Genomic DNA, 19873 nt, shown 5'->3' with positions numbered 1-19873 from the left:
AATCGCGAAAACTTACTCGACGTCGCTGCCGATGAGGTCGAACGGGTAGCCGTTGTCGTTCTCGTCTGCGTGCTCGTAGACGACGTGCGCGGCCGCAACGTCCTGAATCGCCAGTCCGGTGCTGTCGAAGACGGTAATCGTGTCTGCGTCGGTGCGACCCTCGCTGTCGCCGACCACGATGTCGCCGATTTCGGCGTCGATGTCGTCGTCCCCGAGGACGCCCTCGTGGTACGGGACGTTGATTTCGCCCGAGTGGGTCGTCTGGGCGTGGTCGTCGATGACGAGTTTCGCGTCGAGCAGAATCTCGTCGGCGAGTTCGTGCTTGCCCTCGGCGTCGGCACCCATCGCGTTGACGTGGGTGTGTTCGCCGACTGCTTCGCGGGAGACGATGGGGTCCTCGACGGGCGTGACCGTCGAAAGCACGTCGCACTGGGCGGCCTCCTCGATGGAGCCAGCGCGGACCTCGAAGTCGGCGTCGAAGTAGTCGATGAAGGCGGCGACGCGCTCTTCGCTGAGGTCGCTGACGACGACTTCCTCGATGGGTCGAACCTTCGAAATCGCTTCCAGTTGCGTGTACGACTGCACGCCAGCGCCGATGACGCCCATCGTCGTCGCGTCCTCGACGGCGAGGTGGTCGGTGGCGACGGCGGCGGCCGCGCCAGTTCGCTTCATCGTCAGTTCGGTGCCGTCCATGATAGCCAGCGGGAACGCCGTCTCGGGGTCCGAGTAAATCATCGTACCCATGACTGTCGGCAGGTCGAAGTTCTCGGGGTTGTCCGGGTGGACGTTGACCCACTTGATGCCAGCGGCGTCCCAGTCGTCAGCCTTCAGATAGGCAGGCATCGAGCGGAAATCGCCGTTGTACTGTGGCAGGTCGATGTAGGACTTCGCGGGCATCTGGGCGTCGCCGCGGGCGTAGGCGGCGAACGCGTCTTCGATTGCCCGGATAAGTTCCTCCATCTGCGTGTTTTCGTCTACGGCGTCCTGATTCAGCAGCAGCGTATCCATACGTGAACGAAATCGCCCGCGGCACTATAATTTTCCTAAAGCCGTACCGATTCGCGCAGTGTTTGCCAGCCAACCAGTGTTGCCACTGGACGACTGGACACGAAAGAAAACACAGAGTTCCGAATTGGTCTGCAAGCGGTGCGGTGGGTGGTCGGAAGAGCGTGATGTCAGGTTACGCCTGAGTTCACATTGCGCCGCCCATGCCGCCCATACCGCCCATGCCGCCTGCACCGCCGGGGCCACCCTCGTCGTCGCCCTTGTCGGTCGAGAGGTCGCCCGCGGAGATGATGTCGTCGATCTTGAGCACGAGGTTCGCTGCCTCGGTGGCACTGGACGCGACCTGCTCTTTCGCGTGGGCGGGCTCGACGACGCCAGCTTCGAAGGTGTCCTCGACTTCGCTGCTGAAGACGTTCAGACCAGCCTTCTGGTCGCCGTCCTCGTGGGCTGCGCGGAGGTCCACGAGTGTGTCGATGCTGTCGAGACCTGCGTTCTCCGCGAGGACGCGAGGCACGATTTCGAGCGAGTCGGCGAACGCCTCGACGGCGAGTTGCTCGCGGCCGGAGACGGAGTCGGCGTAGTCGCGGAGTCGGCTGGCGATTTCGACCTCGATGGCACCGCCGCCTGCGACGACGCGGCCGTCCGAGACGGTCTGTGCGACGACGTCCAGCGCGTCGGTGACGCCGCGTTCGAGTTCGTCAACGACGTGGTCGGTGGAGCCACGCAGGAGGAGGGTGACGCCGTGGCTGTCCTCGCCTTCGACGTAGAACAGTTCGTCGCCATCGTCTCGGGTCACGTCGCCGTGGCCGAGGTCGCCGCTGGAGGCACTGTCGAGGTCCGAGACGACGTTCGCGCCGAGGACTTCCTTGAGGAAGGCAACGTCGCTCTTCTTGACGCGGCGGACCGCGAGGATGCCCTCTTTGGCGAGGTAGTGCTGGGCCATGTCGTCGATGCCCTTCTGGCAGAAGACGACGTCAGCGCCCGTGTCCTTGATCTGCTCGACCTTCTCCTTGAGCTGTTTCTCTTCCTGGTCGAGGAAGCTCTGGAGCTGGTCGGGGTTGTCGATGTTGACGCTCGTGTCCACGTCGGTCTCCTCGATTTCGACCGCTTCGTTGAGGAGGAGCACGTCTGCGTCCTCGACGCTGGACGGCATGTTGTCGTGGACGGGGTCCTTGCTGATGACTGCGCCCTTCAGCAGTTCGGACTCGCCGGAGGAGCGACCGGTCTGGGTCTCGGTCTTGATGAATTCGAGGTCCACCGTGTTCTCGACGGTGACCTGCTGGACTGCGTCCACGATGATTTCGCTCAGGCGCTCCTTGTTGAGTTCTGCGCCCTTGCCGGTCATGGAGGTCTCTGCGACCTTGCGGAGCAGTTCCTCGTCGTCGGTGTTGACGTCCTCTGCGACGTTGTCGATTTCCTCGCGGGCCTTCTCGCTGGCGAGGTGGAAGCCCTTGATGATGGCGGTCGGGTGGATGTCCTGTTCGAGCAGGTCCTCTGCGCTCTTGAGGAGTTCGCCAGTCACCGCGACGGCCGTCGTCGTACCGTCACCGGCTTCGTCTTCCTGCGTCTCGGCGACCTCGATAATCATCTCGGCCGTCGGGTTGTCGATGTCCATCTCTTTGAGGATGGTGACGCCGTCGTTCGTGATGGTCACGTCGCCCATCGAATCGACGAGCATCTTGTCCATCCCTTTCGGTCCGAGTGTGGAACGTACAGCATCTGCAACGGCACGCGCCGCGTTGATGTTGTGTTCCTGGGCGTCTTTGTCTTTGACGCGCTGGGACTCGTCGGACATTACGATCATCGGCTGGCCTTGCATTCGCTGACCTCGCTGACTCATGGTTCAGCAGATAGTATGATTGTGCTTCTATATAAACCTTTATTTCCTCGTCACTTGGTGACATGGCCATCTGTCGCACGAATGCAGGGGAAATAACCAGCGTCCGGACCACTGACTGCGGATTAGTTGTGAACAATTCGCATGGCGTGGGTGGCGCTTGGCCCACGGTCGCGGGCGTGTTTTATATACTATACTCCGTCGTCGTCCCACGCTTCCCGCCGATTATCGAGGTGTCGAACCTCTCGGAGAATGTCCGCTTGACTGTTCACGATGTCCGTCAGCGTGAGGATGCCGACCAGTTCCATCCCGTCCGCGACAGGGAGTTTCTTGCTGTCGTCGTCGCCCATCTTCTTCGCCGCCTTTCGGACTGTGGTCGTCGGCGAAACCGTCCGAAGCGGGTGACTCATCGCCTTCGAAATGGGTATCGCGTCGAGTGGTCGCCCAGAGGCGTACCCTGCCTGTAGCACGTCGTTCTCGGTGACGATGCCAGTCGGGTCCCCGTCGCTCGTGACGACGACGCTTCCGATTCCGTGCTTCAACATGACTGCCACGGCGTCTCGGAGCGAGCGGTCGCGCTCGACTGTCTCGACGTCCGTGGTCATCAGTTCCCGCACGAGCATGTCATTGTGATTCGAGGGGAGGGTCTTACGTGATTCGCTCGACTCACCGATAGAAATTGTAGAAACGCCAGGACAGGGATTTGAACCCTGAATCCCGGAAGGGAACACGCTTTCCAGGCGTGCGCCTTACCGTTCGGCCATCCTGGCTCAACAAACACTTGCCCGGTGGCGCATTTAACCGCTTTGTTTCGGGGCGCGAGTGAGACGAGTTACCGCCCGCGGACGAGCAGTCGCGCTTCGCCAACGTACGCACCCAGCGCGACGCCAACCCCGACGAGGAGGCCGACCCCGAGGGCCGACAGGAACCCGACACCCTCGTTCCCGAGCGCGACGTATCCCTGATAGAGGACGAGAAACGCGAGCGTACCGGCGACGCCCCACAGCAGGGCGGACTTCTTTCGCGGCGTCACTCGCCGGAGGCGATGGCTTCGATTTCGACGCCGACGCCCTTCGGGAGGTTCGCCACTTCGACCGCGCTCCGGGCGGGCGGATTGTCTTGGAAGTACTCTTGGTAGGTGTCGTTCATCTGGTCGAAGTCATCGATGTCGTCCAAGAAGACGGATACCTTCAGCACGTCCTGCATGGTCAGGCCCTCCTCTTCGAGGATGGCCTTGACGTTCTCCAGGCTCTGGCGGGTCTGGACCGCGATTTCTTCGTCGTCCAGTAGGTCGCCGTCCGGCGTCATCGGAATCTGGCCCGCCGTGAAGACGAGGTCGCCGTTCGTCGTCGCTTGGCTGTAGGCCCCGACCGCCGCGGGTGCGTCCTGCGTGCTGATAGTTCGCTTCATATGCTTACGTTTCTCATTCTCCGACTTAAACCTACACAAGCAGAGTGCTTGGATTGTTCCGCACTCAGACGAGCACTTCGACGTCGAACCCGTCTTCGCGGAGTGCCGCGAGCAGTTCTTCGACGTGGTCGTGGCCGCGGGTCTCGATGTCCACCTCGACTTCTGCGGCATTCATCGCGATGTCCCGCGAGGTGCGGTCGTGCTGGATGCCGTAGATGTTGGCCTTCTCTCTGGAGATGACGCCAAGGAGGTCGCCGAGTGCCCCGGGTCGGTCCTTGAGGACGGTTCGAATCTTCACGTATCGACCGGTCTCCACGAGACCGCGCATGATGACCGTCGTCAGCGTGTTCATGTCGATGTTGCCACCTGAGAGGACTGGAACGATGATTTCGTCCTCGTCGTAGTCGATAGCGCCAGAGAGCAGTGCGGCCAGTGGGACTGCGCCTGCCCCCTCCACGAGCGTCTTCGCCCTCTCCAGAAGGTGTGTGACCGCCACAGCGATTTCGGAGTCCGAGACCGTGACGACTTCGTCAACGTGCTTCTCGATGACGTCGAACGGGTCGGTGCCGACGTTTCGAGTGGCGATGCCGTCCGCGATGGTATCGACGCTGTCGAGCGTGTGAATTTCGCCTTTCTCCAGCGAGGTGGCGACCGAGGACGCGCCTTCGGCTTGCACGCCGACGACGCGTGCGTCGGGTTTCTGCTCCTTGACGGCGGTAGCGATGCCGCTGATGAGTCCGCCGCCGCCGATGGGGACGACGACAGTCTCGACTTCGGGCAAATCCTCGACGATTTCCAGACCGATGGTTCCCTGCCCGGCCATCACCTTCTCGTCGTCGAAGGCGTGGACGTACGTCCGGCCTTCCGTCTCCTCGATTTCGTGGGCCTTCGCCTGCGCTTCGTTGTAGTCCTCGCCGTCGAGGACCACGGTCGCGCCGTAGTCTCTGGTCGCCTTTATCTTCGAGATGGGCGCGTTCTCCGGCATGACGATTTTGGCGTCTACGCCGCTCTTGGTTGCGGCCAAGGCGACCCCTTGGGCGTGGTTGCCCGCGCTGGCGGTCACGACCCCAGCCTCCTTTTCGGCGTCCGAAAGCGTCTCGATGCGGTTCGTCGCGCCGCGAATCTTGAACGACCCCGTTCGCTGGAACGTCTCCTGTTTCAGATGAACCTTCGCGTCGGTCATCGCCGAGAACGTGTGGGAGTAGTCCAGTGGTGTCCGGCGGGCGGTCTCCGCCACCCGGACGCGGGCATCCAGAATATCCGCGAGTTCGAGCATAGACGCGACTAGTCGGTGTGTCTCTTTAATGCTTTACCAACGCTTTCGAACACGTCAGTTATTGCCAGTGGGCCGGCCAGTGGTGTTGTCGTTCGCTGACCGCTACGCTCTCTGGTAGTTTGGTCCGAAGGGGGGAATGTGAGGAAATGGGCGCGAAACGTGTGACGCGCAGTTGGAGACAGTCGCGGGAGGTACTTAAAGCCCCGGTGGACGGAGTGAAAGTGAAAATCGCACGACTGCGAAGGGAAATATTCGATGTCTGACGGCTGGCACACACCCCCGTCTGACGACGCGATGACGGCCGTCATTCTCAGTCGTGCGCCCGAACGACGACCCCTCGCTCTCGGTCGCTTCACAGCTCAATCGAATCGAGTGGGACGGACATCCGCTGTCGTCGTGGTTCGAAGCCGAGTTTCTCGTAGTACGCACTCGCTCGCTCGTTGTCCGTTTCCACGCCGAGCGTCAGTTCGACACACCGCTCTTCACGTGCGTACTGCACGGCCCGCGCCATCACGCGGTTGGCCAATCCTGACCCCCGGTACGCCGGTTGGAGGTACAGATTCCCGACGAACAGTCGTTCCGGCGCGTCGAGAAACCGGTCGGTCGGTTCGAATCCGGCGTTCAGCCAGCCAGCGAAGACTGCGTCGATTTCGTCCAAGCCCTTTGTCGGGTCCTCGGCCTCGTCGAGCACGACCCAACACCGTCGGTTCGGCACGTCGTACTCTTCGAGCAGGTTCTCGACGAGTCGGTTTCGGTCCAGGTCCGGACTGAGGTGTTCTTCACCGACAGCCTCGCCCAAGTCCTGCCAGAACGGCATCCAGCACTTCTCGACGAACCGATGCATCACGTCTTCATCGACGCGAAGTCGGCGAAGATGGAACGACGAGTCGTCATCGCTTAGCGAGTTCCCGCTCTGTAGCGAGTTCTCGTCCCGTTCGAGAGCCACGTCTTCGAGAGACACGTCCATTCGATAGCCCTGAGTCTCGAAGCCGAGTTTTTCGAAGAACGTGACGGCCCGCTCGTTGTCGATACCGACATTGAGCGTCAGACGTTCACAACCGTTCTCGCGCGCCTGTCGAATCGCGCGTGCAACCAGTTCTTCGACGACTTTCGACCCGCGGTACGATTCGCGTACCCAGAGGTCGTGAATCACAAGCTGGTCGGGCCAGTCGAACGTCTGAGGTGACGACTCGACGCTCGTCCTCACGAATCCGGCGAACGTCGCATCGGTCGCCGACAGTGCCGTAGTCGAATCGCTGGCGGCGTCCAGTGCAACCCAAAGACGACTCGACGGTGATTCGAGTAGTTGTTGGTGGTGTTCCACGACTGCTCGCCGGTTGGCGTCCACCAGAGCGTGTCCGGCGACGGCACCACTCAAGTCCTCGTGGTACGGTTCCCAACACTCCGAAACGTAGCGTTCTACTTCCGACTCGTCGGCGCGAACCCGCCGGATTTGCATGGAGTGGAGGTTGTGTCAATTGAAAATAAGTATTGCGATGAGTCGGAGACGAAGACGCGGTGATTCTATCCACGGTTACACACCGTCTCCCGGTCACGTTCGGTCGTCGGTTCGAACCACGACCCCCTGTTCTCGGACGTAGGAGGCGACTCGCTCGGTTAGCGACCCCTCGCCGGGCCACGACGCGTCCGCCCCGAGTTTCTCGGGGTCGCCGACGTAGAGTTCGACGGGTTTCTGGTCGTCGTCCTCCCTCGGAACTTGCAGACGTGAGTACAACCCGGAGGGGACTCCTTCGTACGCATCCAGTGCTTCGACGTCGGTCGTTCGAAGCACTCTCCCCTCCACCGACCCGCCGGGCGCGAGCGTCGGATACTGTCCCTCGACGCTGTGCATCCCGTCCAACGCTGCCGCACCGAGGAACTCGAACTCAGAAACGACGCGTGCGACTCGCGTGGGGTCGGTCAGCGTCCCGTAGACGAACACGTCCATAGCTGGCCGTTCGACGGCTACCGATTTGGTTCTTCTGCGACAGTTCGAGAGCAGACAACAGGCAGGCGACCCTGCGTACCAGTACACTGAAACCGCTCTCGTCCCTCGGACTTACGAGATGCCGGATGACGCTGGTGCCGTTCGCTCCCGTCTGCTCTCGGTCTGGCGGCGCGTCCTCGCGCTCTCGTGGCCCGTGATGGCCGAGCAGACGCTCCGCACGCTGATGCGGACCACCGACATTCTCGTCACCGCACTCTTCTCGCCCGCCGCCGTCGCGGCCATCGGTCTCGCGGACCTCTACGCGCGCCTGCCGCTCCGCATCGGCCTCGGACTCGGCGGCGGTGCAGTCGCGCTCTCCAGTCAGGACACGGGGAGTGATGCTCTCGCCAACCGCGACGAGGCGATTACGCAGGCGATACTCGTCAGCGCGCTCGCGGGGATTCCGTTCGTCCTCTTCGGCGCGTTCCTGAGCGAGCAAGCAATCTCCATCCTCGGCGCGCCAACTGCGGTCGCCGCGATGGGGGGCACCTACCTCACCATCATCTTCGCCACCGCGCCCGCGCGACACGTCGCGCTCGTCGCCGCGCGCTCGTTGCAGGGAACCGGCGACACCCGGACGCCGATGTACGTCAACGTCGTCTCGAACCTGCTCAACATCTCGCTGACGGCCGCGCTCGGTCTCGGTCTGGGACCGTTCCCGCGCTGGGAAATCGTCGGCGTCGGGGTCGCCACCGCGTTCGGGAACCTCTTCACCGCCCTCGCGTTGGTTTTGGCTATCCGCGGGCGGTGGACCGCCGCGTCGTTCGCGCGTCCTACGGACGGCACCATCACGCGACAACTGCTGACCATCAGCGCGCCCAAAATCGTGGAGGGTCTCGTGGCCACCGTCGCGGAGTTCCCCTTCAACGCCATCCTGCTCTCGTTCGGCACCGAGGTCAACGCCGCCTACCAAATCGGTCGCCGGATGTACCAGCAGGTCACCGGCCCGCTCTCGCGGGGCTACAGTGTCGCCTCCAGCGTGGTCGTCGGGCAGGCACTCGGCGCGGGCGACCCGGACCGGGCACGCTTCGAGGGATGGGCTACGGCCGCTCTCGGACTGCTGACGGTCGGAACGGTCGGCGTCGTGCTCTTCTTCGCGGCTGAGTGGTTCGTCCGACTCTTCACCGACGACGCCGCGACCCGCGCGTACGCCATCGATTTCGCCAAAGTGTACGGGCTCTCCGCGCCGTTTCTCGTCCTGTTCGTCGTCCTCTCGGGGTCGCTACAGGGCGGGAGCGACACTCGGACGCCCTTCGTCGCTCGCACGACGGGTATGGTCGGGTTCATGGTAGGTCTCTCGTGGCTGGTCGGCGTTTACCTCGGATACGGTGTCGTTGGCACCTACGCGGGCATCTTCTGCTACTACGTCTGGATGACACTTCTCGTGGGCGCGGGGTTCCAGTGGGGCGACTGGGCGACTCGCGCCGCCGACATGATGGCCGAACGCGGAAGCGGGGAAGCGACTGAGACGCCAGAGTGACTAGCACACCAGCCAAAGATTGAACAAACCCCGTTCGATACCTTCCACCGATGGTCGAGAAAGACGCCGTCCGTCGGTCCTACGACGAGCTAGCAGAGACGTACGCCGCGTACCGGTCCGAGAACGGCGTCGGGATGGATGTACTCGCGGAGTTTCTCGACTCGCTGGCTGAACTTGAGTCGGAGCGCGACTCGTACAGCATTCTCGACGCTGGCTGTGGACAGGGAACGCCGATTCTGCGACGACTCAGCGAGGACGCGACTGCTGTCGGCATCGACTTCTCGAGCGAGCAACTGCGACTGGCGACGGAGAACGCCCCCGACGCCGCCCTCCTCCAGAGCGACATGACGGAACTGCCGTTCGAAGACGATAGCTTCGACGCCGTCGTCGCCTACTGGTCGCTGATTCACGTGCCGATAGACGACCATCAGGCTGTCATCGATGAATTCGCCCGCGTTTTGCGCCCTGGTGGCCGAGTCCTCGTCTGTGAAGGCACCAACGAGTGGGTCGGCGACAACCCCGACTGGCTCGACAGCGGCGTCGAGATGCAGTGGGAAATTGCGGGCGCGGACGAGACGCGGGAGCAATTAGAGACTGCTGGCTTCGAGATTACGGACAGTTGGGGCGTTCCGGAGACGCTGGAAGAAGACGAGGACGAGTCCAGCGAAGCGGAGTCCGAAGACGACCACCCGTGGACGCTGTTCGCTGGAGAACTCAGCAGAAAGTAGATTTCGGAAGGGGGTTCGACTACCGCTCGTCCACCGGCGTGTAGTCCTGATGGTCCGCACCAGTGTACTTCGCACGCGGTCGAATCAGGCGGTTGTCCTCGTACTGCTCCAGCACGTGGCCAATCCAACCGCCGACACGGGACAGCGCGAAGATGGGGGTGTAGAGGTCTATCGGGATGCCCATCTGGTAGTAGGTCGAAGCCGAGTAGAAGTCCACGTTCGGCGCGAGACCTTTCTCGTCCTGCATGTACTGCTCGATGGTCGCCGACATCTCGTACCACTTGGTGTCGCCAGCGGCCTCTCCGAGTTCCTCGGACTTCGCGCCGAGAATCTTCGCGCGCGGGTCCTTGACGTTGTAGACGCGGTGGCCGAAGCCAGCCACGCGGCGGCCTTCGTCCAGTGCGTTCTTGACCCAGTCCAGCGGGTCCATCTCACTGTCGTCCACGTCTTTGAGCATGCGCATGACGTTGGCGTTCGCACCGCCGTGGAGGCTTCCGGCGAGCGTCCCCGTCGCGGAGGTGACCGCGCTGTGGAGGTCTGCGAGCGTCGAAGAGGTGACCATCGCGGAGAACGTCGAGGCGTTCAGGCCGTGGTCGGCGTGGAGGACGAGCGCCATGTCGAACGTCTCGGCCAGCACTTCGTCCGGTTCCTCGTCGTTAAGCATGTAGAGGAAGTTCTCGGCGTGGTTGAGGTCTTCACGCGGGGACACCGGGTCGTTCCCGTTGCGGATGCGCTTGAACGCCGCGATGATGGTAGGCACCTTCGCGGTGATGCGTCGGCCCTTGCGGAGGTTCACTTCGCGGTCGGTCGGGTCCCCAGAGGAGTCGTCCGGGTCGTACGCCGAGAGGTTCGAGATGGCCGTGCGGAGCGCGGCCATCGGCTCTTCGTCGGCTTCTGCGAGCTTGCGAACCGTGTCGAGTACGTCGTCGTCCAGTTCGCGCTCGGCGGCCATCGAGTCGGCAAACTCCGCGAGTTCGTCTTCTGTGGGAAGTTCGCCGTGCCAGAGCAGATACAGCACTTCTTCGTAGCTCGCCTCGTTGGCGAGGTCCTCGATTTCGTAGCCCCGATAGACCAGTCGGCCCTCGTCGCCGTTGATGTAGCTCAGTCCCGATTCTGCGACGACGACACCCTCTAGGCCTTTCTTGACCTCGTCTGACATACCGTGATACTTCTCGGCAACACCGGAAAAGGATTATCTTTCCTTTTCGTTCTGCCGGGTCTTGGTCTATCGTAGCGAGCGACTACCTTCCCCTACGAACGTTTTTATCGAGAGGCGCACAACAATCGACTATGGAACCGTCGGCGGACGTAGAGTACGAACCCGTCAGCGTCAAAGCCGTGCTGGCGGAGATGAAAGACACCGCCGAGTTGCTCATCGACCTGTCGTTCTCGGCCGTTCTCAACGGCAGCGACGACATCGCTCGCGAGGTTCTGGACCTCGAAGCTCGGATGGACGTGCTCCAGTTGCGCGCCCGAATGAGCCTGCTGATGGCCGCCCGAAGCCCCGAAGACGCCGAACAACTGGCCCCCGTCTTGGGGGTCGTCGGTGCGGCGGAGAAGATTAGCGACGCCGCGGGCGACATCGCCAAAGTCGTCCTCGAAGATATCGGTCTGCCCGACGCGATGCGGGCCGCGCTCCCCGAAGCAGTCGAGACGCTCGTTCGCGCCGAAGTCGTCCCCGACTCCGCGCTCGCCGACCATACACTCGGCGACATCAATATCGAAACCGAGACCGGCGTCCGCGTCATCGCCATCCACCGCGGGAACGACTGGATTACGAACCCGGACCGAGACACTCGCATCGAACCCAGCGACACAGTACTCCTGCGCGGCCCGGAGGAGGGAGTCGCCGACGTGTACGAGCGCGCTACCGGTGACTCGTACGAACCACCGGACGCCCCAGAGTCGAACGTCGGCGACCTCGAACGCGCCGTCGATTCTATCGTCCTGATGAAAGACGTGAGCGAACTCGCGGTCGATTTGGCGTACGGGAGCGTCCTCTTCGACAGCGAGGATGTCGCCGAGGAAGTCGTGGAACTCGAAGCCGAAGTGGACGCGCTCAAGTCGCGCTTCGAGGCGTGGACGCTACAAGCCGCGAGTCGAGTGGACGACCCAGTGAGCTTACGGGGTCTGGTTCACCTCGCCAACAGCACCGAGGTCATCAGCGACGCGGCGGTCGAAATCAGCGAAGGCGTCCTCCGTGGTCTCGGCACCCATCCCGTGGTCGAGCAGGCAGTCGAAGAGAGCGACGAAGTCATCGTTCGCCTCACCGTGGCTCCCGGAAGCGAGTTCGACGGCGTGACCCTCGGCGACAGAGCAGTGAAAACTGAGACGGGTATGCGCGTCCTCGCGGTTCGGCGGTCGAAGGACGAGACCAGAGAGAGGAGGCCCGCCAGAGCGGACCGCGAGTGGGTCATCCAACCCGGCCCCGAGACCGAACTCCACGCTGGCGACGTGTTCCTCGCCAAGGGGACTCGCTCGGGTGCCGAGCGACTGGTGGAGTTGACCGGCGAAGACCCCGAAGAAGCGGAGTTTCCGGATTAAGTGACTTCTTCCTCTTGGGCCAGCCGATACGCAGAAACCAGGGTCAAGACTGTCGTCGCCAGCGCGCCGAGCGACGAAGCGAGTACGAACCCGAGGCCGACGTAGTACGGCGTCGGGCGTGTCGTCCCCGGTAGGAAGACGAACAGCGCCAGTACCGCGATGGTGAACAAGACCGCGAAGGTGAACCCGCGAATCGCGTTCTGGCGGACGTTCAGCGCCGCCGCGAAGTTGGTGCGGGGGCGCTCGGGGACGTTCTGTGACACGTTCGGGAGTTGGGCCGGTTCGATAAAATGCTCGTCGGTGTCGAACGAGGACGCTCACTCTACGGTCGCTCGCCCGTTCGCGCTCGGCGACACCCGCGTCTCCAGCGCGAGCGACGCCACGCCAAGTAGTAGCGAAAGTCCAACCAGCGCGGGCCACAACAACGCCTCGGCCCCGTAGTCGAAGAACAGTCCCCCGAGAACCGGTCCGATGCCGAAGCCGAGTCGCTTGGCGACTTCCAGCACCGACAGTTGGGAGCCGCGCTCCTCGACGCGCCCCACGTCGCTGGCGAGCGCCGTAATCAGCGGCGCGTGGAAGATTTCGCCCACGGTCCGTAGGACGAGGAACGCGCCGACGAGTCCCACCCCGAGCAACCACGGCGCGCCGTGGGCCAGCACGATAGCCACGAAACTCGCCGCCCAGGAGCAAGCCGACAGCGCCAACCCGCGCGTCCGTCGCCACGACTGGACCCACGAGACCGCTGGAAGCTGAAACAGGACGATGACGAGCGGGTTGAGGACGTACAGCGTCCCCAACTGCTCGCTGGTCAGACCGAACGCCTGCTCGGCGAAGACGGGGACTGTACTCTGCATCTGCGCGTAGGCGATGGCGAACCCGACGTTCAGGACGGCCAGCGCGAGAATCGTCGGTTGCGTGACCGTGCGCGTCCAATTTCGGACGGTCGCTGTGAACGATTTGCTCTGGCCAACGTCGCTCCCGCTCGCGCCGACGCTCGGAAGCGCGCCAGCGAGCAGAACCGCGACGACTGCGCTCGTCGCACCGTCGGCGACGAACACCGCGACGTGGGCCACGCCGTAGAGCAGTCCACCGACCACGAACCCGCTTCCGAACCCCGCGTTGCTGGCGACTTTCAGCAGGCCGTACGCCCGGTCGCGCTCCGCGTCGGCTGTCAGGTCGGCCACCATCGCCTGACTCGCGGGTGCGAACAGTCCGGCGGCGAATCCAGCCGCGCTGGCGACCGCGATGAAACTCGCCGCGTCGCCGACGAGCGCGTAGGCCGCCAGCGTCGGCGCGGAGAGTGCCATGCTCGCTACCATCACTGGCTTGCGACCGTAGGTGTCGGCCAGCGAGCCACCGACGACTGTGCCCACGGCAGTCGCGACGCTGTTGGCCAGCAGGCCGGTGCCGACGAGCGTGAACGGGATGCCGACGACGCCGTAGAAGTAGAGCGTGGCGAAGGGGTAGACCAGTCCCGACCCGAGGACGTTCAAGAATCGGGCGGCCGCGACGACGTAAACCGGGCGGTCGAACCCACGGTAGTCGGCGAGAACGTCGCGCATGGTGTCGTCGGACCTTTTCGCGCTCGCGCTAAATAGATTGGAAAACCCGTGTTCGATTGCTTCTACTCGGAACTACTGACTCCACCACAAAACTCATTCTCACTGACAAACTACTCACGGGTATGCTTTCTCTCTCCCCTCCGCTTCTGGGCGGCGTGGACTCCGTCGCCGCGCTCCTCTTCACCGTACTGGGTGGCCTTATCCAACTCGCCATGCTGTACTATTTCCTCCGACTGGCTGGTCGCATCCCGGCGGCGTTCGAGGACGGCTACCGGAACGTCGTCGGCGACGAAGCGGGGGACGACGGCGTCTCCTTCTGGCGATACGTCGTCCCAATCGTCGGCGTGGAACTGCTCGTCGTCGCGGCGCTCTGGCCGTCGGCGGTCGATTCGCTCCTCCCCGCAGTCGGCGTCGCGGTGTACCTGTTCTTCGGGACGCTCATCGTCGGTGGTTTCGCGGCGGGAAGCTACCTCGTCGTTCGTCGGTTCGAAGACGGCTTTCGAACCACGAGTGGCGAGTCGAACGACGCCGACTCGACGCCCCGCCGCTACGTCTGGTGGCTGGTCGGACTCGCCGCCTCGCTCACTGCGGCGACGTTCTACGGCTTCGAGACGCAGTTCGGCTTCGACTCCCGGACGTTCGCAGTCGTCTTCGGCGTGGTCGTCTTCCTAATCACTCTCGTGGTCGTCGGCCTCGTCTCCGCGCTCGGTGTGCTCGCCGTTCGGCGCTTCATCGAGGGGTATCGAACGAGTGGAAACTAACCTGGGTGCTAGTGTTCGAGACCGTTTCACGCACGCCGAGAACTCGCTTAACTGCTTCATAACAAAGGCCGCTCTCCGAGAAGACTGTTCTATGATGGTCTTCCTGCTGGCGGCGTGGTTGGGCTGTCTGTTCGTCATCTGGGCGCTGCTGTACTCAGGGAGCGAACGAAAGCGCGTCTCGACGGAAGCGACGCCACGTCACCAGCAATTCGAGACGGACGCACCGACCTCACGGAGCGACTGAGGAACAGACGAAATCTACCGATACGCTTCTAACTCCTCGCCGAACGCGAGGAAGTAGCCCGTGCCGACGAGGCCGATTGCGGTCGCCAGCCAGAACGACAGCGTCGGCGACGAACTGTATATCCACCCGCCGAGCGCGGCACTGGGAATCGTGATGGCGTTGCGCGCGAGGTAGTACGACCCGACGACGCGCCCGCCAGCGTCTTTCTCCGCAGGACCGACGATGAGCGCCTTGTGTGCGGGCAGTCCCGCGAATCGAAGCCCCGAGAACGCGAAGAGGACGCCGACGACGAGTGGGTCCGCGGGCGCGGAGATGAGTAATGCCGGGAAGATAGCGTACACGACGAACCCGAGACCGACGACCGGTTTGAGACCGACGCGTCCAGCCAATTTCGAGACGGGGACCATCACCAGTAGCGCGACGGCCATCTCCACCGCGAGCAGGACGCCGAAGAGTGCTTCCGGGCCGAGATAACCGACGACGGGGAGCGTCACATCGACTTGCAGGAACTCCGTGACGACGATGACGAAGAAGACGTAGGCCATCCCGTTAGCGAAGCGGATGAGCGTGTCGGCGACGAGCAGGGGTTTCAACGGACTCGGCATCCCGCGGAGGTCCGAGAGGACCTGCGAGACGCCCGCGAACGACTTGCCGAAGGTGTCTTCGCTGGCATCGTAGAGGACGTGCTGGACGACGGTGGCAAGCAAACCGAAGCCTGCCGCGACAGCAAGGACGTATCGAAACCCGAGTTCGAACTGGTAGGCCGCGATGAGTGCGGCGGCGAGCAGCGGCCCGAGCAGGAACGCCGTCCGGCGGAACGTCTCGGTGCTGGCGAACCCGGTCGCGAGTTCGCTCGGCGGGACGCTCTGCTTGACGATGGCGAACGTCGCACCCAGTCCGAACGACTTCCACGCTTGGGCGAGAAAGAGACCGACGAAAATCCACGCCCACGTCGGGACTCCAACGAGGCCGAGTTCCGGAGCGAAGAACCAGAGCGCGAACCCGAGCGTCGAGGCGGACCCGAAGAACGTCAGCGCCGAGCGAGAGCCGATGCGGTCGGAAAGCGCGCCGCCCGGATACGGATACACTGCGCCGATGAGGTTGCCGACGCTCCCGTACAGTCCGATGACGACGCTACTCGCCCCGAGGAAGCTCAGGTACTGGGGCATGTACCGGCCGGTCATCTGGAAGCCGAGGCTGAACGCGAACATCGCCACCGAGAGGACGAGCACGTCGCGTTCGAGCGCGAAGAACTGCCGGAACGCCGCGAACGGGTCCGCTCGCTCTCCGTCGGTCCCCATGGTCGAAGTTTCGAAGAACGCCGGTAAAATTCTGTGGGATAGCGTACCCGAATCGGCTCTGATTCCTCCCTCAGGATGCTGAAGACACTGTTTCTCGTCGCATGTCTACTTTCGACACAGTGCTTCCTGACGGCACGCTCTCCCGCGTCGTTCGCGTGCGAATCTGTCGAGTCGCTCTTCCGCCGTCGCCAGTCGTGCGGTCGTCGAGGTGACTCTCGATGCTCTCTGCTTGGTCTTTTGTGTTGGCGTCCTCCCGGTCTGTCCACGCCCGGAGAGTGTCGAGTTCCGCTCGAAGGTCGGCCAGAGCTCCTGGTCGAAGCGGTCGGGCGAACCGCCGACCACGGTGGTAACGTCGCCGAGCGGGCGCTCAAGATGGGTCTCCTGGATGATTGAGGTCGCTTTCGTGCGAACGGCGAGAAACCATCTCGCTGACCACTCTCGCATACCGAATCGCTAAAGGACGTGTGGCAACCCCGTATAGGTAATGAAGACGCTCGGAACGGCGAGTGCGGCCCCCGGAGAACTCGATACCGGGCGGTTGCAGGTCGGCCAAACCCGCGACGGGAGCGAATTCGGACTCCCCGTCGCAGTCATCAACGGCGCGGAAGACGGCCCGACGCTCTACGTACAGGCCGTCAGCGACGGCGACGAACTGAACGGTCTCGGCGTCGTCCAGCGCGCCGTCCCCCAAATCGCGCCGGAGGAACTCTCAGGCACCGTGCTGGTCGTCGGCATCGTCAACTACCACGCGTTCCAAGTCGCGGAGCATCGCAACCCCATCGACGACACGAAGATGAATCGCGCCTACCCCGGCAACGAGTCGGGCACCTCCAGCGAGCGCATCGCCGCGGCGACGTTCGAAGCGGCCACACGCGCGGATTACATCCTCGACCTTCACCAAGGCTCGACGAGCAAGATGATCAACGAGGTGCGAGTTCGCTGTGGCCGTCGTCACCGTATGCACGACGAGTGTCTCGAACTGGCGAAGGTGTTCGGCTGTGGCAACGTCTTGGACCAGAAGGGACCGGACGGCCAACTCGCTCGCGCCGCCCCGGACGAGGGCATCCCGACCATCGACCCAGAACTCGGCGGTTGCATCGGCTGGGACGAAGAGAGCATCGAGTACGGCGTCGAAGGCGTGTTCAACGTCCTGCGCTACTACGGCTTCTTGGACGGCGACGTTTCCCTCGACCCCCAGACTCGCGCGAAGGGCTTCGACCGCTACGGGTCGCCGAACGGCGGCATCGTCCGCTTCGAGAAGGAACTGGGCGAGAAAGTACACGCGGGCGACGTGCTGTTCGAAGTGACCGACCCGTTCGGCCGACTCAAAGCCGAAGTGACTGCCGACGGGAGCGGCATCTTCTGGCGCTCGCGCCGTCTCCCGCAGGTGGCGACCGGCGAGTACGTCTGTTCGGTCGGCACGGACATCGACGAGTTCTGATGGGCCCTTCTAATCTCTCCTGCCCGGCCTGTGGAGCCTCATACGTCGCCGGACCTGACGAACCGTGGCGCTGTGACTGTGGGCACGCGCTCGAATTCGCCGACCGCCCGCTCCCGAAGCGTAACTTCCCGCCAGATTTCACCGCTCTCGACACCCGAAAGGGTCTCTGGACCTTCTCACAGTTCCTCCCAATCTCGCCCGAGGTCACGCTCGGCGAGGGCTTCACGCCGCTCCAAGATGCACCCGACTGGAACGCCCAGTTCAAACTGGAGTACGTCTTTCCGTCCGGGAGTTTCAAGGACCGCGGCGCGACCACCACGCTCTCGCGGGCCAAAGAACTGGGCGTCGAACGCGTCGTCGAGGACTCCTCGGGCAACGCTGGCGCGGCAATCGCCCAGTACGCCGCCCGCGCCGGAATCGACGCCGACATCTACGTGCCAGCAGACGCCAAGCAGTCGAAACTCGACGCCATCAAGCGCGTCGGCGCGACTCCCGTGAAAGTCGAGGGGACGCGACAGGACGTGACCGACGCCTGTATAGATGCTGTGGAGAGTGACGAGTCCGGTTGGTACGCCAGCCACGCGTGGAATCCGGCGTTTTTCGCTGGCACCGCGACGTTCGCCTACGAAGTCGCGGCCCAGCGCGACTGGGAGGTTCCGGACGCAGTCGTCATGCCACTCGGCCACGGCACGCTCTTCTTGGGAGCCCATCGGGGCTTTCGCGCACTGAAGGAGGCTGGCTGGACCGACCGGATGCCCAGACTGCTCGGCGCGCAGGCTGCGGGGTACGCGCCCATCGCCGACGAACTGCCCAGCGATGACGGCCCCAACGCCAACAACTCGGTCGCCGACGGCATCCAGATTCTCGACCCCGCACGGAAAGACCAGATTCTGCGTGCTATCGAGGACACAGACGGCGACGCAATCACGCTCGGCGAACCGGAAGTCGAGGACGCGCTCGGACGACTTCGCCGAGGCGGTTTCTACGTCGAACCGACGAGCGCGGCCGCACCCGCCGCGCTCGAAGCGTATCGGGAACGCGGCGTCGTAGACCAGTCGGACGACGTGGTCGTCCCGCTCACCGGGAGCGGTCTGAAAGGATGACGACGTTTCCCGCAAATTTCTGTCCGGACTGTGCCACGCCACTCACGGACCGCGAGATAGAAGGGCGCGAGCGGCAGTACTGTGACGCCTGTGACCGCGTCGTGTGGCGCAACCCCGTCCCGACTGCTGGGGTTGCAGTCGTCGGCGACGATGGCGTGCTACTGACCGAGCGCGCGGTCGAACCCGGTGTCGGTAAGTGGGCAGTTCCCGGCGGCCATCTCGAAGTGGACGAATCACCCGAAGAAGCCGCGGTCCGCGAACTTCGAGAGGAGACCGGCGTCGAGGCGGACCCAGACGCTCTCGAACTGCTCGACACGTTCACGGCCGAGCCGTTCGACGGAAAACGAATCGTCTCAATCGGTTTCGTGGTCAAGTACGACGACATCGACGGCGCACCGCACGCCGGTCCGGAAGTATCGAGCGTCGGTTGGTTCACGCCCGACTCGTTCGCCGCTTTCGACGGCGTGTTTCTCCCGCCGCACGACCGACGATTCGAGCGGGCGTGGGAGCGACTCGGCTGAAAGCGGTCTCCCGCGTTCAGTACGCGTACACTTGGTCTAACACTTCGACGTAGAGTCCGTAGTACGTCCCGTCTCGTTCGAGATAGACGTGCATCTCGTCCGACTCTTGGTGCTCCCGGTGGTCGGTCACGCGGTCTACGAAGCTGTCGAACGCGTCGGAGGTGTTGCACGTACCGTAGCCACCGACGCTCGTCACTTCTCGGAGGATGTCTTTCTCTGCCTCGGGGAGTTTCGAGAACTCGATTGGGTCGTATATCTCCGGCAGTTCCTCGGCGACTCTGGCGACTTTGACGACGCTGTCGTACATCCCGTCGTGTTCGCCCTCGCAGTCGGTCGACCGCTCCCAGTTGGTGAGCGGGTGGCCGCTCGTCTCCGTCTTCGGCTTCTTCGTCTCGCGAACTGTCTTCTCGGTGGTCGTGTCTGTCCTCTCTCGGGAAGTCGTATCAGTCGTCTTCTCCGACGAGTCGCCCGGCATCGAACTCCCGAGACAACCCGAGACTGAACAGACGCCGAGGAGGGCGGTGACGAACGTTCGGCGGTTCAACTCCGAACACCTCTATTTTCGGGCGGCAAACTCGTGAGCGTCCCTTCGCGGCACGGACGAGCCTCGCCACCGGAAATCCGCGTGACTGGGTGTTGAACCCTGCAAGTCGCACGCCTGTGAAGCGCAGCG

General features: G+C 63.4%; 21 protein-coding genes and 1 tRNA gene. 8 read left to right on the top strand and 14 right to left on the bottom strand.

Translation table 11 applies throughout. The annotated features are described in order from the left end of the window. Positions 1-12: 12 nt before the first annotated feature. The 9 genes from F7R90_RS16350 to F7R90_RS16310 form a co-directional block, all read right to left on the bottom strand. A complete protein-coding gene (locus F7R90_RS16350) occupies positions 13-1008 on the bottom strand; it encodes an ornithine cyclodeaminase family protein (RefSeq protein ID WP_158058468.1) in 996 nt (331 codons plus the stop codon). Positions 1009-1192: 184 nt separating this feature from the next. Next, positions 1193-2845 (bottom strand): thermosome subunit beta, encoded by a 1653-nt coding sequence (gene thsB / locus F7R90_RS16345; protein ID WP_158058467.1) that lies wholly within the window; start codon positions 2843-2845, stop codon positions 1193-1195. 188 nt (positions 2846-3033) lie between these two features. Next, on the bottom strand, positions 3034-3465 hold the full coding sequence (locus F7R90_RS16340) for a CBS domain-containing protein (RefSeq protein WP_158058466.1): 432 nt from the start codon (positions 3463-3465) through the stop codon (positions 3034-3036). 65 nt (positions 3466-3530) lie between these two features. After that, a tRNA-Ser gene (locus F7R90_RS16335) sits at positions 3531-3612 on the bottom strand. A gap of 62 nt (positions 3613-3674) precedes the next feature. After that, positions 3675-3875, bottom strand: coding sequence for a hypothetical protein (locus F7R90_RS16330; RefSeq protein WP_158058465.1), 201 nt, complete (start codon positions 3873-3875; stop codon positions 3675-3677). Then, positions 3872-4252 (bottom strand): Rid family detoxifying hydrolase, encoded by a 381-nt coding sequence (locus tag F7R90_RS16325; RefSeq protein ID WP_158058464.1) that lies wholly within the window; start codon positions 4250-4252, stop codon positions 3872-3874. Before F7R90_RS16325 ends, F7R90_RS16330 begins: the two co-directional genes overlap by 4 nt. A gap of 64 nt (positions 4253-4316) precedes the next feature. Next, positions 4317-5528 carry a threonine ammonia-lyase gene (gene ilvA / locus F7R90_RS16320; protein WP_158058463.1) on the bottom strand — a complete coding sequence of 404 codons (1212 nt, stop codon included), beginning with the start codon at positions 5526-5528 and terminating at the stop codon, positions 4317-4319. Positions 5529-5880: 352 nt separating this feature from the next. Beyond that, positions 5881-6987 (bottom strand): GNAT family N-acetyltransferase, encoded by a 1107-nt coding sequence (locus F7R90_RS16315; RefSeq protein ID WP_158058462.1) that lies wholly within the window; start codon positions 6985-6987, stop codon positions 5881-5883. A 93-nt stretch (positions 6988-7080) separates the two neighbouring features. Continuing rightward, a complete protein-coding gene (locus F7R90_RS16310; protein WP_158058461.1) occupies positions 7081-7476 on the bottom strand; it encodes a gamma-glutamylcyclotransferase family protein in 396 nt (131 codons plus the stop codon). Positions 7477-7672: 196 nt separating this feature from the next. On the opposite strand from F7R90_RS16310, the gene F7R90_RS16305 reads away from it, so the two are divergent. Next, positions 7673-8995 carry an MATE family efflux transporter gene (locus F7R90_RS16305; protein WP_158058963.1) on the top strand — a complete coding sequence of 441 codons (1323 nt, stop codon included), beginning with the start codon at positions 7673-7675 and terminating at the stop codon, positions 8993-8995. Positions 8996-9045: 50 nt separating this feature from the next. Continuing rightward, positions 9046-9723 carry a class I SAM-dependent methyltransferase gene (locus F7R90_RS16300; protein ID WP_158058460.1) on the top strand — a complete coding sequence of 226 codons (678 nt, stop codon included), beginning with the start codon at positions 9046-9048 and terminating at the stop codon, positions 9721-9723. Between the two features lie 19 nt (positions 9724-9742). On the opposite strand, the gene citZ is transcribed toward F7R90_RS16300, so the two are convergent. Next, entirely contained in the window at positions 9743-10882 is a 1140-nt protein-coding gene (citZ, locus tag F7R90_RS16295; RefSeq protein WP_158058459.1) for a citrate synthase, read from the bottom strand. Positions 10883-11013: 131 nt separating this feature from the next. Between citZ and F7R90_RS16290 the strand changes: the two genes are divergently transcribed. Then, positions 11014-12267, top strand: a complete 1254-nt coding sequence (locus tag F7R90_RS16290; RefSeq protein ID WP_158058458.1) for a potassium channel family protein — start codon at positions 11014-11016, stop codon at positions 12265-12267. Here the strand turns inward: F7R90_RS16290 and F7R90_RS16285 are convergent. Together F7R90_RS16285 and F7R90_RS16280 are read right to left on the bottom strand one after the other, a co-directional pair. After that, entirely contained in the window at positions 12264-12530 is a 267-nt protein-coding gene (locus F7R90_RS16285) for a DUF7536 family protein (protein ID WP_158058457.1), read from the bottom strand. The two genes, F7R90_RS16290 and F7R90_RS16285, sit on opposite strands and share 4 nt — an antisense overlap. 54 nt (positions 12531-12584) lie before the next feature. Then, on the bottom strand, positions 12585-13829 hold the full coding sequence (locus tag F7R90_RS16280) for an MFS transporter (RefSeq protein ID WP_158058456.1): 1245 nt from the start codon (positions 13827-13829) through the stop codon (positions 12585-12587). 122 nt (positions 13830-13951) lie between these two features. Between F7R90_RS16280 and F7R90_RS16275 the strand changes: the two genes are divergently transcribed. Next, positions 13952-14590, top strand: a complete 639-nt coding sequence (locus tag F7R90_RS16275; protein WP_158058455.1) for a hypothetical protein — start codon at positions 13952-13954, stop codon at positions 14588-14590. Positions 14591-14681: 91 nt separating this feature from the next. Continuing rightward, positions 14682-14834: a hypothetical protein gene (locus F7R90_RS22315; RefSeq protein WP_192498342.1), complete on the top strand. Its 153-nt coding sequence runs from the start codon at positions 14682-14684 to the stop codon at positions 14832-14834. A 14-nt stretch (positions 14835-14848) separates the two neighbouring features. Here F7R90_RS22315 and F7R90_RS16270 read toward each other — a convergent pair whose 3' ends face one another. Further along, positions 14849-16135 carry an MFS transporter gene (locus F7R90_RS16270; protein ID WP_158058454.1) on the bottom strand — a complete coding sequence of 429 codons (1287 nt, stop codon included), beginning with the start codon at positions 16133-16135 and terminating at the stop codon, positions 14849-14851. Positions 16136-16619: 484 nt separating this feature from the next. On the opposite strand from F7R90_RS16270, the gene F7R90_RS16265 reads away from it, so the two are divergent. The 3 genes from F7R90_RS16265 to F7R90_RS16255 are packed head-to-tail and all read left to right on the top strand — an operon-like array spanning position 16620 to position 19200. After that, positions 16620-17576 (top strand): succinylglutamate desuccinylase/aspartoacylase family protein, encoded by a 957-nt coding sequence (locus F7R90_RS16265; RefSeq protein WP_158058453.1) that lies wholly within the window; start codon positions 16620-16622, stop codon positions 17574-17576. Beyond that, the gene (locus F7R90_RS16260) at positions 17576-18679 is read left to right on the top strand and encodes a pyridoxal-phosphate dependent enzyme (RefSeq protein ID WP_158058452.1); all 1104 of its coding nucleotides are present in this window, start codon (positions 17576-17578) and stop codon (positions 18677-18679) included. The genes F7R90_RS16265 and F7R90_RS16260 overlap by 1 nt, the downstream gene beginning before the upstream one ends. After that, positions 18676-19200 carry an NUDIX hydrolase gene (locus tag F7R90_RS16255; protein ID WP_158058451.1) on the top strand — a complete coding sequence of 175 codons (525 nt, stop codon included), beginning with the start codon at positions 18676-18678 and terminating at the stop codon, positions 19198-19200. Before F7R90_RS16260 ends, F7R90_RS16255 begins: the two co-directional genes overlap by 4 nt. Before the next feature lie 16 nt (positions 19201-19216). On the opposite strand, the gene F7R90_RS16250 is transcribed toward F7R90_RS16255, so the two are convergent. After that, positions 19217-19744 carry a hypothetical protein gene (locus F7R90_RS16250; protein WP_158058450.1) on the bottom strand — a complete coding sequence of 176 codons (528 nt, stop codon included), beginning with the start codon at positions 19742-19744 and terminating at the stop codon, positions 19217-19219. Between the last annotated feature and the right edge of the window lie 129 nt (positions 19745-19873).

The organism is Halorussus halophilus, from assembly GCF_008831545.1.
GTDB classification, from domain to species: Archaea; Halobacteriota; Halobacteria; order Halobacteriales; family Haladaptataceae; genus Halorussus; species Halorussus halophilus.
This window is presented reverse-complemented; position numbering and strand designations above follow the sequence as displayed.